Raw genomic sequence first — 15784 nt, forward strand, 5'->3', positions numbered from 1 at the left:
CCCGCCCGGCCCACCACGAATGCGCTGCGAACGGCGGCAGCCACGAGGGGCTGCGCCGTTCGCCGATCAATCGAACAACGCCTCGATCGCCGCCAACCCCGCACTCGCCCGTTCCTTCTTGCGCACCGCATCGGCCACCGGATCAGCACCATCGCGCTGGATCTCCTCCGCCGGAATCTCCTCGAAGAACCGGCTCGGCTTCAACCGCACGTGCTCACCGAACTTGCGGGTCAGCTTGCTGTAACTCATCCACAGCTGGATCTTGGCGCGGGTGATGCCCACGTACAGCAGGCGCCGCTCTTCCTGCAGGTTGCCCTCGTCCAGGCTGACCTGGTGCGGCAGCACGCCATCCTCGCAGCCGACGATGAACACGTACGGGAATTCCAGGCCCTTGGAGGCGTGCATGGTCATCATGCGCACCTGGTTGCCGCCCTCGTCCTTGTCGCTGCGCGACAGCAGCGCCAGCTGGCCGGCCAGGTCGGCGGCAGTGGCACCGCGCGGGCCCCCCTCGAACCACTGCGCCAGTTCCTCGATGTTGTTGGCACGGCGCTGGTAACTTGCCTCTTCCTTGGCCTGCTGGCGCAGTTCGCTGAGCAGGCCGGATTCCTTGGCGACCTTGCGGATCATGTCGCCGGAAGTGACCTGCCGGGTCTGTGCGCGCAGGTCACGCAGGATGTCGGTGAAGCGCGCCAGGCTGTTGGCCGCGCGCGGGGGCAGTTGCTGCAGGGCACCGATCGCCTCGGCAGCCTGCGCCATCGGCATGTCCTTCTCCTGCGCCAGCTCGGCCAGCTTGGCCAGCGTGCCGGCGCCGACGTCGCGCTTGGGTGACTGCACCGCACGCATGAACGCGGTGTCGTCGTCCGGGTTCACCAGCAGGCGCAGCCAGGCCAGCGTGTCCTTCACTTCCTGGCGTTCCAGGAACATGGTGCCGCCGGTCAGGTGATACGGGATGCGCAGCAGCTGCATCGCCTTTTCCAGCGGGCGCGACTGGAAGTTGCCGCGGAACAGGATGCAGAAATCACTCCACGGCACATTGCGCGACTGCGCCACGAAGGCGATCTCGGCGGCAACCTTTTCCGCCTCATGTTCGCTGTTGCGGCATTCCCACACGCGGATGCGTTCGCCGTCGGCCTGGTCACTCCACAGCTTCTTCAGGTGCTCGTGCGGGTTGTTGGCGATCAGCGCATTGGCCGCGCGCAGCACGCGGTTGGAGCAGCGGTAGTTCTGCTCCAGCTTGATGATCTCCAGCGTGGGATAGTCGCGCCCCATCTGCTGCAGGTTTTCCGGATTGGCGCCGCGCCAGGCATAGATCGACTGGTCATCGTCACCCACGCAGGTGAAGTTGCCCTTGTCACCGGCCAGCTGCTTGAGCAGCCGGTACTGCGCGTCGTTGGTGTCCTGGCATTCGTCCACCAGCAGGTAGCCGATGCGCTCGCGCCAGGCCAGCGCGATCTCCGGATTTTCTTCCAGGATCTGCACCGGGAGACGGATCAGGTCATCGAAGTCGACCGCATTGAACGCCGTCAGGCGCAGCTGGTAGCGCTCGTAGACGCTGGCCGCTTCCTTCTCGCGATTGCTGCGCGCGGCGGCCATCGCCTGTTCGGGCGACAGGCCGGCGTTCTTCGCGCGCGACACCAGGTTCTTCATGTCCTCGATGTCATCAGGCTTGGCCCCGTACATCAGGTCCTTGATCTGCGCAGCGGCATCGTCGGCATCGAAGATCGAGAAGCCGCGCTTCAGGCCAACGGCCGCGTGCTCGATCTGCAGGAACTTCAGGCCCAGCGCATGGAAGGTGCAGATGGTCACCTCGTCGGCGTCCTGCTCGCGCAGGCGCTTGGCCACGCGCTCGCGCATTTCCTTGGCCGACTTGTTGGTGAAGGTGATCGCCGCGATGCGGCGCGCCGGATAGCGGCCGCAGCCGATCAGGTGGGCGATCTTTTCCACGATCACACGCGTCTTGCCGCTGCCCGCGCCGGCGAGCACCAGCAATGGACCTTCGATGTGCAGGACGGCGGCGGCTTGGGGGGGATTGAGACCGTGCATGGGATGGGGATTGTAGCGGGGCCGGGTGACGACCACAGCGGGCCGCCGGTGGGGTTGCTGAACGGCTTCGGCGAAGCGGGGCCGCGGCGTACAATCCGTCGATGGCCAAGCTCTACTTCTACTATTCGGCGATGAACGCCGGCAAGACCACCACCCTGCTGCAGAGCGCCCACAACTACCGCGAGCGCGGCATGCGGGTGGCGATCCTGACCCCGCGCCTGGACGATCGTGCCGGCGCCGGCGTGGTCGCCTCGCGGATCGGCCTGCGTGCGGACGGCATGGCCTTCGACCGCGATACCGACCTGCAGCGCTGGGTTGAACAGGATCTGGCAGCCAACGGCCCGATGGGCTGCGTGCTGGTGGACGAGGCGCAGTTCCTGACCCGCGCCCAGGTCTGGCAGCTCAGCGAAGTGGTCGACCAGCTGCGCATTCCGGTGCTGTGCTACGGCCTGCGCACCGACTTCCGCGGCGAGCTGTTCGAGGGCAGCCAGTACCTGCTGGCCTGGGCCGATGAGATGCAGGAGATCAAGACCATCTGCCACAGCGGCAAGAAGGCGACGATGACGGTGCGTGTGGACGAGCATGGCCACGCGGTGCAGGACGGCCCGCAGGTGGAGATCGGCGGCAACGACCGCTACGTGTCGGTCAGTCGCGCCGAGTTCAAGAAGATCACCCGCGGCGAAGGGCGGATCGATCCGGCGCAGGCGCCGCTGCCGCTGTAGCAGGCGCGCCGGTGCGCCATGACCTCCAGCGGTTTACAAGCAAGCGCTGTCGCGCCTAGGCTGCGGCTCCCCTGCTGCCGAACTGGACGTCCGACATGCGCTCTGCCCTCCTGCTGCTGCCGCTGCTGTTGCTGCCCCTGCTGGCCACCGCGGCCGAGCGCCCGTCAGGTGAAGACGATGCGGCGGTGATCGGCGCCGGTTTCATGGACAGCCACCCGGACATGATGTACCGGCAATGGGGCGTCAACGCGCTGCGTCGCAACGATGTCAACGGCGCGATGGACAACTTCCGGCTGGCCGCGCGGTATGCGGACAAGCCTGCCCAGGGCTACCTCGGCGAGATGTACTGGTACGGGGTAGAGCAGCCGCGCAATCCGGTCATGGCCTATGCCTGGATGGAGGTGGCGGCCGAACGTGGCTATCCGTTGTTCGTCGAGCTGCGCAACGAGTACTGGGCCACGCTGCCGCTGGAGCAGCATGATGCGGCGCGCGCGCAGGCAAGCGCGCTGCGCGCCGAGTATGGTGACGAAGTCGCGCGCCCACGCATGGCCGAAGTGCTCAGAAAGGGGCGCCGCGAGATGACCGGCAGCCGCGTCGGCTCGATGTCCAACAACGTCGACATCGTGTACATGGACGGCGGAATCTCCCGCACCATCAAGGCCGATCGCCTCTACGACCCGAAGTACTGGGACCCGAAGCAGTACGAACGCTGGCAGGACGAAACCTGGATGAAGATCCGCCGGGGCACGGTGGAAGTGGGTGTGCCGACCCAGTCGCACGCCACCGACAGCAAGCCTTGAAACAACGGTGCCGGCATGTAGCCGGCACCGGGCCGCATCCATTCAGTACAGCGTGCGCTCCGGCGCACCTGCCGGCGGCGGGGTGTACTGGTACAGCCAGGTCTCGGTGAGGGTCTTGCCGCCACTGCGCAGGAACAGGCGGATGTCGATCTGCTCGGTGCTGCCTTCCGGCGGCACCAGATCGAACATCGCGCGGTAGCCGTTGATCTCGCGCAGCGGGCGCGCCGACACGATCTCGACCCGGCCACGGCTGGCTTCCACCACGGCCTCGACCTCGCCCTTGTCGATCAGCCTGGCCAGTTCGCCGCCTTCGAAGTCCACCGCGAAGCGCCAGCTGAAATACTCGCGCTTCTTGCCGACCACGCCGCCCAGGCCGGTGCGGCTGGCCACGCAGTGCGCCAGCGGCGGCCGTGCCGGCGGCTCGGCGCCCCAGTACAGGCGGTAGCCGACCAGCAGCTCCTGGCCCGGCTGCGGCTTTTCCTTCGGGTTCCAGAACGCCACGATGTTGTCGAAGGTCTCGTCCACGGTGGGAATCTCCACCAGCTGCACCGAGCCCTCGCCCCATTCGCCCTTCGGCTCCACCCACAGGCAGGGGCGCTTCTCGTAGAACACGCCGTCGTCCTGGTAGTGGTCGAAGTTGCGGTCGCGCTGCAGCAGGCCGAAACCACGCGGGTTGCGGTCGACGAACATGTTGAAGCGCAGGTTGCGCGGATTCAGCAGCGGTCGCCAGATCCATTCGCCGGCACCGGTCCACAGCGACAGGCCATCGGTGTCGTGGATCTCCGGGCGCCAGTCCCATGCCATGCGGCGGTCGTTCTCGCCCACCTGGTACATGCTGGTGCACGGGGCGATGCCCAGCCGCTCGATCGCCTTGCGCGGGTACAGCGCGCTGTCGATGTCCATCAGCAGCACATCACCATTGGTGATGGCGAAGCGGTAGGCACCGGCCACGCTGGGCGAATCCAGCAGGCCGTAGACCACGATCGTCTCCGAATCGGCCGACGGCTGCTCCAGGTAGTAGGCGATGAAGTCCGGGAATTCCTCCGGCTTGCCCATGCCGGTGTCGATCGCCAGGCCGCGCGCGGACTGGCCGTACTGGCCTTCCTTGCCGACCGCGCGGAAGTAGCTGGCGCCGAGGAAGGCCGCGAAGTCGCGGTCGGTGTCCTTGCGGGTGTTCAGGCGGAAGCCGGCGAAGCCCAGATCGGCCGGCAGCTCGCCGTCCTTGATGCCGCTCTTGCCGTAGTTGAACGCCGCGCCGTCATAGGCCAGCTCCTGCGCCTTGCCGTCGACCACGTCGAACATGCGCACCGGCGAGTGGAAGTACAGGCCCAGGTGGAAGAACTTGGCCTGGAACTTGCCAGGCTGGTCAGCCCACAGCGCATGGTCCTGGCGGTAGCCGATCGACTGGTACTGGTCCCAGTCCAGGCCTTCCAGGCGGCCCGGCAGCACCCGCTTGTGGCTCTTGTAGGGTGCCTGTGCCAGCGCGCGCGCCTGGCCCTTCAGGGTGGCGAAGTCGAACGGCTGCGGCTGGCCGAGGCGGCGCAGGCCCATCTGGCCGCTCTTGCTGGCCGCGCACGCGGGCAGGGACGGCAGGCCGAATGCAGCCAGGGCGAGGGAGGCATTGCGGATGAAGTCGCGTCGTTGCATGCAGGCGCGTCAGGCACAGAGGGAAGGTCGGCCATCATAGGCAGACAAACGTTAACGGGCAGCGGAGACGTGCCCTGCCCGTTCAGCTGCCGCTGGCCGCCCGCCTCAGCGCTGGCAGTGGCTGCACCAGACGCTGGCGCGCTGGCCGATGGTGGCGTGCTTCAGCGCGCGGCCACAGTTCGGGCAGGGCAGCCCGTCGCGGCCGTACACCAGCAGTTCCTGTTCGAAGTAGCCCGGTGCGCCGTCAGGGCTGATGAAATCGCGCAGGGTGGTGCCGCCACGGGTGATGGCGTAACCGAGGATTTCCTTCACCGCGTCGGCCAGCCGCTGATAGCGCCCGCGCGAGATCTTGCCGGCCTCGCGCAGTGGACTGATGCCGGCCTTGAACAGGCTCTCGGCGGCGTAGATGTTGCCCACGCCCACCACCACCGCCTGGTCCATCAGGAAGGTCTTCACCGGCGCGCTGCGGCCACGGCTGCGGGCGAACAGGTAGTCGCCGTCGAACGCGTCGTCCAGCGGCTCCGGGCCCAGCCCCTGCAGCAGCGGATGGATCTCACCGGCCGGCTGCCAGAGCAGGCTGCCGAAGCGGCGCGGGTCGTTGAAGCGCAGCAGGCGGCCGTTGTCCAGGCTGATGTCGACGTGGTCGTGGGCGCGTACCGGCGTATCACCGGGCAGCACGCGCAGGCTGCCGGACATGCCCAGGTGCAGCACCGCGCTGCCGATGGCGGTATCCAGCAGCAGGTACTTGGCGCGACGGCGGATCTCCTCGATGCGCTGCCCCGGCAGCAGCTCGGCCACTTCCGGCGGAATCGGCCAGCGCAGGTCGGCGCGGCGCAGGATCACGCCATGCACGCGGCGGCCCTGCAGGTGCGGCGCCAGGCCGCAGCGGGTGGTTTCGACTTCGGGCAGTTCAGGCATGAACCGATTCTACGCCCGCTCAGCGTGGCGGTGCCGCCAGTTCACGGGCATCCAGGACGCCATCACCGTTGGCATCCTGCTTGTGGAAACGCTGCACGATCACCTGCCGCTGCTGCTCGCGGCTGATCGCCCTGCCCTTGCCGCCGGGCAGCTCGTCTGCGCTCAGCACGCCATCGCCATTGCGGTCCATGCGATCGAAGGCATACAGCATCCACTGCACGTACTCGGCCTCGCTGACCCTGCCGTCGCCATCGCTGTCCATCCGCTGCAGGTAGCTGGTGGTGTCGGTGACCTGGGCCAGCGCCACGCCCGGCAACAGCACCGCCAGCAGAAGCCCGTACCCTGCCCTCACGCGCCCACCAGGCTGTAGCCCTTCAACCGTGCGGCATAGGCCTGCAGCGCGGCGATCCCGCTTTCCTCGGCCTCACGGCACCACGCCTGCAACTGATGCAGGCGCTCGGCGGCATCGTGGCCGCGGGCCTCGAGCAGCGCCGCCAGCCGCGCGCGGTACTCGACCAGGGTGCGGATGCGCGGGCGCTGTGCCACCCATTCGCTGAGCTGGGCACGACTGTCCGGCTTCAGCCAGCGGCCATCGTTGACCAGGCCACGGCGCAGCCGGCGTGGCAGCAGGCGGCGCAGCTTGGCCCCGGCCTGCACGGCTTCCTCGCGCAGGGCCGGCATGAACACATTGCGCTGGTAATCGGTCATCGCCTGGAAGCGGTGCGACAGCAGCGCCTTCAGGGTTTCGGCATCGGGCACGGCGATGTTCGGGCGCACGTCCATGGCCGGCGCCACCCGCAGCACCCTGGCCAGGCGCAGCGCCTGCAGCAGGCGGATCGCACTCCAGCCGATATCGAACTCCCAGCGCCGCATCGCGAAGCGCGCCGAACTGGGGAAGGCATGATGGTTGTTGTGCAGCTCCTCGCCACCGATCCAGACCCCCCACGGCGTGAGATTGGTGGAGGTATCGGCGGACTCGTAGTTGCGGTAGCCCCACCAGTGCCCCAGGCCATTGACCACGCCCGCGGCCCAGAACGGGATCCATGCCATCTGGATCGCCCACAGGGCCACGCCCGGCAGGCCAAACAACACGGTATTGATCGCGAACAGCAGCACCGGCCCCAACGTGGCATGCGGGGTATACAGGCGGCGCTCGATCGCATCATCCGGGGTGCCGCGCCCGTACTGCTCGATGTCCGCGCGCATGCCACGCGCTTCGCGGTACAGCTCCACGCCGTGCCAGAACACCTTGCCGATGCCACGGGTGACCGGGCTGTGCGGGTCGTCCTCGGTCTCCACCTTGGCGTGGTGCTTGCGGTGGATGGCCACCCACTCGCGGGTGATCATCGAGGTGGTCAGCCACAGCCAGAAGCGGAACACATGGGCCAGCGCCGGGTGGAAATCGACCCCACGATGGGCCTGGCTGCGGTGCAGGTACAGGGTCACCGAGAAGATGGTGATCTGAGTGAAGACCAGCAGCACCGCCAGCATGGCCCACCAGCCCAGGCCGAGCACACCACCGGTCAACAGGGACATCAGGGCATCTGGCATGACGGCTCTCCGGATCGACGCGGGGATGGCAGACATCATGGGCGCTTGCGTTGCAAACTGCATCCCTGCGGCGATGCTTTGCATCGCCATCCGAGGTACCGTTCACAGTTGGGGACCTGAGTTGTCGAGCCTTGATCCACGCGCCAGCGCCATGACCGCCGCCCCGCCCCTGGCGGAGCAGCCCCCCTTGATCGAACTGGACCGCGCCACCGTGGTACGCGGCCAGGTGAAGGTGCTGCACGGGCTCAGCCTGCGCATCGCGCAGGGCCAGCACACCGCACTGCTCGGCCCCAACGGCTGCGGCAAGTCCACCTTCATCAAGCTGATCACCCGCGAGCTGTACCCGCTGGCCCAGGGCGACGGCGCGGTGGCGGTGAAGGTGCTGGGCCAGAACCGCTGGCAGGTGGATCGCCTGCGCTCGCAGCTGGGCATCGTCACCGGCGACCTCAGCAGCAACCTGGCCGACATGCCGGGGCTGACCGTGGAACAGGCGGTGCTGTCCGGCTTCTTCGCCAGCTACGTGGTGCCGGCCTTTCGCGAGGTGACCGCCGACATGCGTGCACGCGTCGGCGAGACACTGGCGATGACCGGCGCGCTGTCGCTGCGTGAGCGCGCCTACGCCGAGCTGTCGGCCGGCGAGACCCGCCGCGTGCTGATCGCCCGCGCGCTGGTCAACCGGCCGCAGGCACTGCTGCTGGATGAGCCCTCCACCGGCTTGGATCTGGTCGCCCGCGAGCAGCTGGTGGCGACCATGCGGGTGCTGGCGCAGCAGGGCATCACCCTGGTGCTGGTGACCCACCACATCGAAGAGATCATTCCCGAGATCGAACGGGTGGTGCTGCTGCGCGACGGCCGCGTACTGGCCGACGGCACCCGCGCCGAGCTGCTGCGCAACGAACCGTTGTCGGCGGTGTTCGGCGGCGCGATCACGGTGGTCGAGCAGGAAGGCCGACTGACCGCGTACGCGGGATAGACAGATGCATCGCTCTCCGTAACCGTCTGTAGAGTCGAGCCATGCTCGACTGCCGTTCGCCGCGAGCAGAAGCAGCCGAGCATGGCTCGGCTCTACAGAAGGCGGGGCAGCGGGCCGGATGTTCCGGCCCGCCACCGCTTTGCTCAGAACCGCAACGCCAGTGCGCGCGACTCGATCGGTGCCATCCGGCTCTGGTCCTGCAGCTGCAGGTCGCGCAGCTCGTACGGCGCACCGAAGCCGGTCGGCAATGCGGCCTGGTCGAACGGCAGCACCAGCTGGCCTGCGCCCGGGCCATCGAACCACGCGGCCGCATGTGCCTGCGCGACCGGCTTCAACTGACCATCGCGGGCGGTGGCATACAGCGTGCCCCGTGCCTCATAGCGGCCTGCGGCGGCCACCTGCAATGGCAGTGCCACCTGGCGATTGGACGGATCCGGTGCCGCCTGGCCACTGAAGCGGGCAGTCGGCCGTGCCACCGCAAAGGCGACCTTGCCATCGCGCAGCACACCGTCGGCCTGGGCGAACACCTGCAATTCCCACAGCCCCTGCACGCTGCCGACATCGGCGGGGATCCGCACCTGCGCGCGCAGGCTGCCATCAGTGGTTCGCAGCAACCGCTGCGGCCAGCTGCGGCCATCCGGTGCGACCAGCAGGGCTTCACCGCCCAGCCCACCACGACGCGATGCCAGCTGCGCGGTGGTGGCGCCGTCTTCCAGCAGGCGTGCCTGCAGCTGCACGTTGCCACCGGCCAGCACCTGCGCCTGGTTGGCCTGCACTTCCAGCCGCAGCGGGCTGTTCGGCTCCAGCACCTGCACCACGTAGCGGCCCTGGGCCTGCGTGCTCTGCAGCGTGTAGGCACCGACGGCACTGGTCGCGCCGGTACGCAGCATGCTGCTGCCATCGCTGACCGGCATGCCGGCATCCTGCAGCGCGCGCGCATCAACACTGCGCGCCACGCTGCTGCGGCCGGCCGGGTCGCGCACCTGTAGCGTGTTGGCCGGCAGCGCGCGGGCACCGTCGGCCGGGCTCAGCTGGATCACCGCATCCGGCGCCGTCAGCGGCAGGTCCAGGCCTCGCTGCAGCTGCGTGCCATCAACCTGCTGCCAGTAGCTGCGGCTGACCGAGGCATACGGCGTGGCCGCCTGCAGCGGTTGTGCGGGGTCCAGCGCCCAGGCAAAGGCCAGTGGCGCGTGTTCGCTCTCATCGGTGGGAAGCGGCGCGGCTACCAGGGCGGCAGGCACCTGATCGCCCGCACGGGCGGCCTGCAGCGGCTGCGCGGCCTGCGCTACGGAAAGGGACAGCACTGCCAGGGTGGCGCCGGCCAGCAGGGTGGATTGAATCGTCATGGTCGTCTCCCTCACTGGGTCAGGTCGTTGCGCAGCAGGGTGCCGAGGCCGAAGCACTCGCGGCGGCTCTGGTTGTGGCTGAGCGGTTCTGCACCCTGGGTACGCGCCTTGTCGGTGAACCAGGTGGTGCCGGCGGCCTTCTGGCTGCTGCACTCCAGGAAGCCATCGGAGCAGGACGACAGCCAGTTCTGGGTGAACTCCAGGCCGACGTTGGCGGCATAGCCACCGCAGTAGCTGTTGCTGTCCCACACCGCCGATTCCACATCGCTGCCCACCACCGCGCGGAACGGTTTGGGCAGCGCCGGGCGGCCAGCGGTGCCATAGAGGTTCTGCGCGTTGTAGGTGGCCATGCTCGCCACCTGCTGCTGGCGCACGGCGTCGTTCTTGTAGCCCAGCAGCCAGCCCAGCGAGGTTTCAAAGGTGTTGCCGTTGAGCACCGCATCGGCCAACGGCGTGCCGGCCGAAGACGGTGCCAGCGCATTGACCTTGCGCACCGTGCGGATGATCTTCGGATAGCGGCTGTCATAGGTCGGGTTGGACAGGATCCAGCGCATCACGTTGCCGCCGTTGGAGTGGGTGATCACCACCAGCTGGGTGATGCCACGGCTGTCGATGAAGCCGGTCAGCTGATTGGCCAGGCAGCCGGCCGCTTCCGGCTTCCACATGTACTGGGTGAAGTCACAGTTGATGACGACGTAGTTGCTGCTGTTCGGCAGGCCCTGGCGCACGGTGTCGATGATCGCCGGCTGCCAGTAGTCCTGGGTGGCGTTGGTCTGTGCGCCGGTGCCATGCACGAAGGCCACGCCGACCACGTCGGCCGCCTGAGCCGGCGCGGCTGCCAGCCCGAGGAGCAGGGCCAGGACGGTACTTCCTGTTGCGGTGCTGCGCATCGCTTCTCTCCCTCTGTCAACGGATCCCCCCGACCCGGCTGGAACTGGACGGCCCCTGGTGCTTGCCGTTGTGCCGATGCTCGCGGCGCGGCCGCGTGAAAGTCCGTGCGCTGCGCCCGGATTCAGGAGACTGACGTCACTCGATGACGCTTTTCATATCGCCGGGATGACCATGCCGGGTCTGGCCGTATGACCGATGGCCACTGCGGTGTCGTATACGGGCTGCGATCATGGCGCGATGTTTTTCCTCCGGAGCCTGTCCATGTCGCTGATTTCCCACCCTGCCCGCCCGCTGCTCGGCCTTGCCGTCATCGCGGCCCTGGCCGGTTGTGCCGCCACCGCCGCCAAGCCGACCGCCGTCGAAGCCAACATCACCACCAAGGCGGTGGGCTATCTGGACAAGAGCGTGGTACCGGCCAGCCTCGACCTGGTGCCAGCACCGCCGGTGGCCGGTTCGGCCGCCCTCGCCCTCGACGAACAGGTCAGCCGTGAAGCCCGCGCGCTGCGTGGCAGCCCGCGCTTCGCCCAGGCCGGTGTCGATGCCGAACTCGGCTTCCCCGAAGGCGCCAACCACTTCTCCTGCGCCGCCGACATCGACGTCGATGCGGTGAAGACCCCGGCGCTGTACCGCCTGCTGGAGCGCAGCCGGATCGACGCCAGCGCCGCCACCAAGGCCGCCAAGAACCACTACCAGCGCCCGCGCCCGTTCATGGTCAATGGTGAACCGACCTGCTCGCCGAAGGACGAAGAAGGCCTGCGCAAGAACGGCTCGTACCCGTCCGGCCACACCTCGATCGGCTGGGCCTGGGCCCTGATCCTGTCGGAGATCGCACCGGATCGCGCCGATGCCATCCAGGCGCGCGGCCGCAACTACGGCGAGAGCCGCCTGGTGTGCAACGTGCACTGGCAGAGCGACATCCTCGAAGGCCGCTTCATGGGCGCCGCCGCCGTGGCCCGCCTGCATGACAACGCCGCGTTCAACAAGGACCTGCTGGCCGCACGCAAGGAGATCGCTGCCGCGCGCAAGGCCGGCCTGCACTCCAGCCGCGACTGCGCGGCCGAGGAAGCGGTGCTGAAGGTGCGCCCGCAGAGCGCGCTGTAAGCGCCTGGCGGTTCAATTGTTGCCGGCCAGCGGCCGGCACTACCGATGGGTGTAAAGCAGAAGGGCCGGCATTGCGCCGGCCCTTCTTCATTCCATCAACGCAGCCACCACATCAGAACTTCGCGGTGAACTCCACGCCCCAGGTACGCGGCTCGTTGAGGAAGCCGGTCAGGTTGTTGAAGTCGATCGCGCCGACCACGCGGGTCTGGTTGGTCAGGTTGCGGCCGAACACGGCCACGTCGTACTGGCCGTAATCCCAGTTGTAGCCCAGGCGCAGGCCGCCTTCCAGCGAACTACGGCCGCGGAATTCTGGCGACTCGTAGATGAAGAAGTTCACCGCGCTGCGGTAGGCCCAGTCGGTGTAGGCATACAGCTCGCTGCCATCGCTGAGCGGGAAGCCCACGCGCAGGGTCGCGTTGTGGATCCACTTCGGCGCCTGCGGCAGCGGGTTGCCGTTCACCAGTGCGTAGGTGCCACCGTTGATGACGGTGGTCGGGTCATTGATGGTGCAGCCACCGCCGCAGATCGCTACCGCCAGATCCTTGTCCTTGATCTCGGTGTCGTTGTAGCTGCTGCCGAAGGTCAGCAGGACGTTGTCAGCCAGATAGGCTTCCAGGTCCAGCTCCACGCCCTGGCCGATGGTCTTGTCAGCGTTGAGCAGGGTGGCGGTGTTGTTGGTGCCGCCCACCGCGATCAACTGCTGGCCGTCAACGTTGTAGCGGAACACGCTCAGGCCCAGGCGCGCGCGGCGCTCGAACAGGTCGGCCTTGATGCCGGCTTCGTACGAGATCACCTTCTCCGAATCGGCCTGCGACAGGCCCGGCGCGAAGGCCAGGCGGCCCTGGATCGACGGCGCACGGAAGCCCTTGGCCACGCGGGCGTAGGCATTCACGTTGTCGGTCAGCTTGTACACGCCGCTGACATCCCAGCTGACGTCGTTGACGTCGGTGTTGGCCAGGTACGGGCCACTGACCGGGGTGCCGAACGGCACGGCCTGCAGCACGCTGGCGTTGAAGTCCTTCTTGTCCTGGGTGTAGCGCACGCCGGCACGCAGCTTGAAGCGGTCGGTGACATCGAAGTCACCCGAGGCGAACACCGCCCATGCCTTGTTGCGCTGGTTCTGCACCACGTGGCCGGTCTGCGGATTGCCCGGCTTCAACGAGTTGTAGTTGAAGTTGTTGATGGTCACGTCTTCGTCGAAATAGAAGACGCCGGCCTGCCAGTCGAAGCGGCCCCATTCGTTGGATTCAACGCGGAATTCCTGCGTCCACTGGCGATGGTGCGGCAGGCCGTCGGCCGACTCCGACGAGAACGGGATGAAGCCCGGCCCATAGTTGCCAGCGCCCAGCGATGCGTCGCCGTAGCCACCGTCGATGTCACCACGATTGAGCGATTCGGCGGTTTCATAACCGGTGATCGAGTGCAGGGTCACCGAACCGAGGTTCCACTGCAGGCGCGCGCTGCCGCCCCAGGTCTCCAGGTCGGAGAAGTTGACGCCATCGTTGGCCACCTTGTCGCGATCGAAGTTCTCGACCAGGCCGTTGCCACCCTTCTGGATGATGTTGGCACGGAACAGGCGGGCGGTGCCGTTGAGCTTGCGCTTGTGCAGGTTGAACAGTGCTTCGAAGTCGTCGCCTTCGTACAGGAACTGCACGCGGCCGGCGGCTTCGTCATAACCTTCGAAACCGCTGTTGGGCGCACCGGCACGGGTGTTGTCGACCCAGTCGTCACGGCGCTGGTAGATGGCCGAGACGCGAGCCGACCAGCGGTCGGTCAGCGGGCCGCCATAGGCGCCCTGCACATTCCAGCTGTTGTAGCTGCCGTAGCCGACGCGCACGTAGCCATCGGCATCCTGCGACGGGCGCGCCGAATCGAACTTGACCACGCCGGCCGGGGTGTTGCGGCCGAACAGCGTGCCCTGCGGGCCACGCAGCACTTCCACATTGGCCAGGTCGAACAGCGGGAAGCCCTTCAGCAGCGGGCTTTCCTGCACCACGTCGTCGTACACCAGCGACACCGGCTGCGACGCATTGAGGTCGAAGTCGGTGTTGCCCAGGCCACGGATGTAGAAGCGCGGGAAGGCACGTCCGTAGGACGACTCGATGTTGAGGCTGGGCACGCGCGCGGCCAGGAAGCGGATGTCATCGCCCGCCGAACCCAGCACATCGAGCTTCTCGCCCTGGATCGCGCTGATCGCGACCGGCACGTCCTTGGCGTTCTCGACGCGGCGCTGCGCGGTCACCTGCAGGGCATCAAGGGCAACCGGATCCTTGGCAGCGGGAGTTTCCTGGGCGGCTGCTACCAGCGGCAACAGGGCGGAAAGAGCGGCAACGAGGGGGCGCGCGACCGGAAGGCGGCCACGGGAAGTGCGGGTCGGAGACATGGCGGTAGGCTGTGTTTGGAGGGGTGGTAAAACGGCGCTACCAGATAATTGTTGCAATACAGCACCTGCCCCGCAAATGCCTGCCGTTCATGGCCGCGTCGCCCCGGCCCCCACGCCCTCGCTAGACTCGGGGTTTTCCAGCCCTGCAGAGCCGCCGCGATGACCCAGTGGTACTTCCATGCCTCCGCCCAGGCCGAGCGTATCGGCCCGCTTGATGACGAGGCCGCGCGCCGTTATGCGCAGGCCAACCCGCGCGCCCTGGCCTGGTGCCAGGGCATGAGCGGGTGGACCTCGATTGCCGAGGTGCCCGAACTGCAGTCCGCGGCCCCGGGCATGCCGAACACCCCGCCGCCGGTCCCCGCCGCGGCCAGCGGCCGCGCCGACGACATCGAGTTCCGCATCGTCGGCCATGAAATGCAGTTCGTGGAGATCGAGCTCGACCCCGGCGAGAGCGCCATTGCCGAGGCCGGCGCATTGATGTTCAAGGATGCCACCGTGCAGATGGACACGGTGTTCGGCGCCGCCAACGGCGACCAGGGCGGCGGCTTCATGGGCAAGGTGATGGCCGCCGGCAAGCGCGTGCTGACCGGCGAGAGCCTGTTCGCCACCGTCTACACCCAGAGCGGCCACGGCAAGGGCAAGGTCGCCTTCGCCGCGCCCTACCCCGGCACCGTGCTGGCAATGAAGCTGGACCAGCATGGCGGCCGCCTGATCTGCCAGAAGGACAGCTTCCTTGCCGGCGCGCGCGGCGTGCAGATCGGCGTGCAGTTCCAGCGCAAGATCATGACCGGCCTGTTCGGCGGCGAAGGTTTCATCATGCAGAAGCTGGAAGGCGACGGCTGGGTGTTCATCCATGCCGGCGGTTGCGTGGTGGAGCGCGAGCTGGCCGCGGGCGAGCGCCTGGACGTGGATACCGGCTGCGTGGTGGCCTACCACCCGACCGTAGACATGGATGTGCGCCGGGTGGCCGGCATCAAGAGCATGCTGTTCGGCGGCGAAGGCGTGTTCCTGGCCACGCTGACCGGTCCGGGCAAGGTCTGGCTGCAGTCGCTGCCGTTCTCGCGTCTGGCCGGCCGCATGTGGATGGCCGCGCCGCAGGGCGGTGGCCAGAACCGCGGCGAAGGCTCGGTGCTGGGCGGCCTGGGCCGGATGCTGGACGGCGACAACCGGTTCTGACCGCCCCCGGTCGTGCCGGCCGCTGGCCGGCAGCCTCATGGACCTTGGCGCGCATCCCGGTAGTGCCGGCCGCTGGCCGGCAGCCTCATGGACCTTGGCGCGCATCCCGGTAGTGCCGGCCGCTGGCCGGCAGCCCCATGAACCTTGGCGCGCATCCCGGTAGTGCCGGCCGCTGGCCGGCAGCCTCATGAACCGTTGCCAGGTTCCCAATGATTGCCGGCCAGCGGCCGGCA

13 protein-coding genes are annotated in these 15784 nt (G+C 67.8%); 5 read left to right on the forward strand and 8 right to left on the reverse strand.

What is annotated here, in order from left to right:
- Nucleotides 1–66: 66 nt before the first annotated feature.
- Nucleotides 67–2043 (reverse strand): UvrD-helicase domain-containing protein, encoded by a 1977-nt coding sequence (locus V3B48_RS21025; protein ID WP_110710649.1) that lies wholly within the window; start codon nt 2041–2043, stop codon nt 67–69.
- 101 nt (nt 2044–2144) lie between these two features.
- Between V3B48_RS21025 and V3B48_RS21030 the strand changes: the two genes are divergently transcribed.
- Nucleotides 2145–2765: a thymidine kinase gene (locus V3B48_RS21030; RefSeq protein ID WP_008264720.1), complete on the forward strand. Its 621-nt coding sequence runs from the start codon at nt 2145–2147 to the stop codon at nt 2763–2765.
- Between the two features lie 95 nt (nt 2766–2860).
- Complete coding sequence (locus V3B48_RS21035) at nt 2861–3565, forward strand: sel1 repeat family protein (RefSeq protein ID WP_032128680.1); 705 nt, start codon at nt 2861–2863, stop codon at nt 3563–3565.
- Between the two features lie 42 nt (nt 3566–3607).
- Here V3B48_RS21035 and V3B48_RS21040 read toward each other — a convergent pair whose 3' ends face one another.
- The 4 genes from V3B48_RS21040 to V3B48_RS21055 all read right to left on the reverse strand — a co-directional run bounded on the left by V3B48_RS21040 (nt 3608) and on the right by V3B48_RS21055 (nt 7681).
- A complete protein-coding gene (locus tag V3B48_RS21040; protein WP_012509627.1) occupies nt 3608–5212 on the reverse strand; it encodes a glucan biosynthesis protein D in 1605 nt (534 codons plus the stop codon).
- Nucleotides 5213–5317: 105 nt separating this feature from the next.
- Nucleotides 5318–6130 carry a bifunctional DNA-formamidopyrimidine glycosylase/DNA-(apurinic or apyrimidinic site) lyase gene (gene mutM / locus V3B48_RS21045; protein ID WP_329894393.1) on the reverse strand — a complete coding sequence of 271 codons (813 nt, stop codon included), beginning with the start codon at nt 6128–6130 and terminating at the stop codon, nt 5318–5320.
- Between the two features lie 19 nt (nt 6131–6149).
- Nucleotides 6150–6482 (reverse strand): EF-hand domain-containing protein, encoded by a 333-nt coding sequence (locus V3B48_RS21050; RefSeq protein WP_329894394.1) that lies wholly within the window; start codon nt 6480–6482, stop codon nt 6150–6152.
- Entirely contained in the window at nt 6479–7681 is a 1203-nt protein-coding gene (locus V3B48_RS21055) for a fatty acid desaturase (RefSeq protein WP_329894395.1), read from the reverse strand. Before V3B48_RS21055 ends, V3B48_RS21050 begins: the two co-directional genes overlap by 4 nt.
- Before the next feature lie 151 nt (nt 7682–7832).
- On the opposite strand from V3B48_RS21055, the gene V3B48_RS21060 reads away from it, so the two are divergent.
- Nucleotides 7833–8654, forward strand: a complete 822-nt coding sequence (locus V3B48_RS21060; protein ID WP_032128676.1) for an ATP-binding cassette domain-containing protein — start codon at nt 7833–7835, stop codon at nt 8652–8654.
- Nucleotides 8655–8797: 143 nt separating this feature from the next.
- Here the strand turns inward: V3B48_RS21060 and V3B48_RS21065 are convergent, their stop codons facing one another.
- Together V3B48_RS21065 and V3B48_RS21070 are read right to left on the reverse strand one after the other, a co-directional pair.
- Nucleotides 8798–10000, reverse strand: coding sequence for a DUF4785 domain-containing protein (locus V3B48_RS21065; RefSeq protein ID WP_329894396.1), 1203 nt, complete (start codon nt 9998–10000; stop codon nt 8798–8800).
- Nucleotides 10001–10011: 11 nt separating this feature from the next.
- Nucleotides 10012–10890 carry a hypothetical protein gene (locus V3B48_RS21070; protein WP_049399000.1) on the reverse strand — a complete coding sequence of 293 codons (879 nt, stop codon included), beginning with the start codon at nt 10888–10890 and terminating at the stop codon, nt 10012–10014.
- Nucleotides 10891–11152: 262 nt separating this feature from the next.
- Between V3B48_RS21070 and V3B48_RS21075 the strand changes: the two genes are divergently transcribed.
- Nucleotides 11153–11992, forward strand: coding sequence for a phosphatase PAP2 family protein (locus V3B48_RS21075; protein ID WP_329894397.1), 840 nt, complete (start codon nt 11153–11155; stop codon nt 11990–11992).
- Nucleotides 11993–12104: 112 nt separating this feature from the next.
- Here V3B48_RS21075 and V3B48_RS21080 read toward each other — a convergent pair whose 3' ends face one another.
- Nucleotides 12105–14375 carry a TonB-dependent receptor gene (locus tag V3B48_RS21080; RefSeq protein ID WP_032129261.1) on the reverse strand — a complete coding sequence of 757 codons (2271 nt, stop codon included), beginning with the start codon at nt 14373–14375 and terminating at the stop codon, nt 12105–12107.
- Between the two features lie 159 nt (nt 14376–14534).
- Between V3B48_RS21080 and V3B48_RS21085 the strand changes: the two genes are divergently transcribed.
- Complete coding sequence (locus V3B48_RS21085; RefSeq protein WP_032129262.1) at nt 14535–15551, forward strand: TIGR00266 family protein; 1017 nt, start codon at nt 14535–14537, stop codon at nt 15549–15551.
- Nucleotides 15552–15784 lie beyond the last annotated feature (233 nt).

The organism is Stenotrophomonas sp. SMYL20 (assembly GCF_036320045.1).
GTDB lineage: Bacteria > Pseudomonadota > Gammaproteobacteria > Xanthomonadales > Xanthomonadaceae > Stenotrophomonas > Stenotrophomonas maltophilia_A.

Bases quoted from the DNA above. Each gene is read 5' to 3' on its own strand.
- V3B48_RS21070 (WP_049399000.1), bottom strand. From the start codon at position 10,890: ATGCGCAGCACCGCAACAGGAAGTACCGTCCTGGCCCTGCTCCTCGGG.
- V3B48_RS21065 (WP_329894396.1), bottom strand. From the start codon at position 10,000: ATGACGATTCAATCCACCCTGCTGGCCGGCGCCACCCTGGCAGTGCTG.
- V3B48_RS21025 (WP_110710649.1), bottom strand. From the start codon at position 2,043: ATGCACGGTCTCAATCCCCCCCAAGCCGCCGCCGTCCTGCACATCGAA.
- mutM (WP_329894393.1), bottom strand. From the start codon at position 6,130: ATGCCTGAACTGCCCGAAGTCGAAACCACCCGCTGCGGCCTGGCGCCG.
- V3B48_RS21035 (WP_032128680.1), top strand. From the start codon at position 2,861: ATGCGCTCTGCCCTCCTGCTGCTGCCGCTGCTGTTGCTGCCCCTGCTG.
- V3B48_RS21040 (WP_012509627.1), bottom strand. From the start codon at position 5,212: ATGCAACGACGCGACTTCATCCGCAATGCCTCCCTCGCCCTGGCTGCA.
- V3B48_RS21030 (WP_008264720.1), top strand. From the start codon at position 2,145: ATGGCCAAGCTCTACTTCTACTATTCGGCGATGAACGCCGGCAAGACC.
- V3B48_RS21075 (WP_329894397.1), top strand. From the start codon at position 11,153: ATGTCGCTGATTTCCCACCCTGCCCGCCCGCTGCTCGGCCTTGCCGTC.
- V3B48_RS21060 (WP_032128676.1), top strand. From the start codon at position 7,833: ATGACCGCCGCCCCGCCCCTGGCGGAGCAGCCCCCCTTGATCGAACTG.
- V3B48_RS21085 (WP_032129262.1), top strand. From the start codon at position 14,535: ATGACCCAGTGGTACTTCCATGCCTCCGCCCAGGCCGAGCGTATCGGC.
- V3B48_RS21080 (WP_032129261.1), bottom strand. From the start codon at position 14,375: ATGTCTCCGACCCGCACTTCCCGTGGCCGCCTTCCGGTCGCGCGCCCC.
- V3B48_RS21055 (WP_329894395.1), bottom strand. From the start codon at position 7,681: ATGCCAGATGCCCTGATGTCCCTGTTGACCGGTGGTGTGCTCGGCCTG.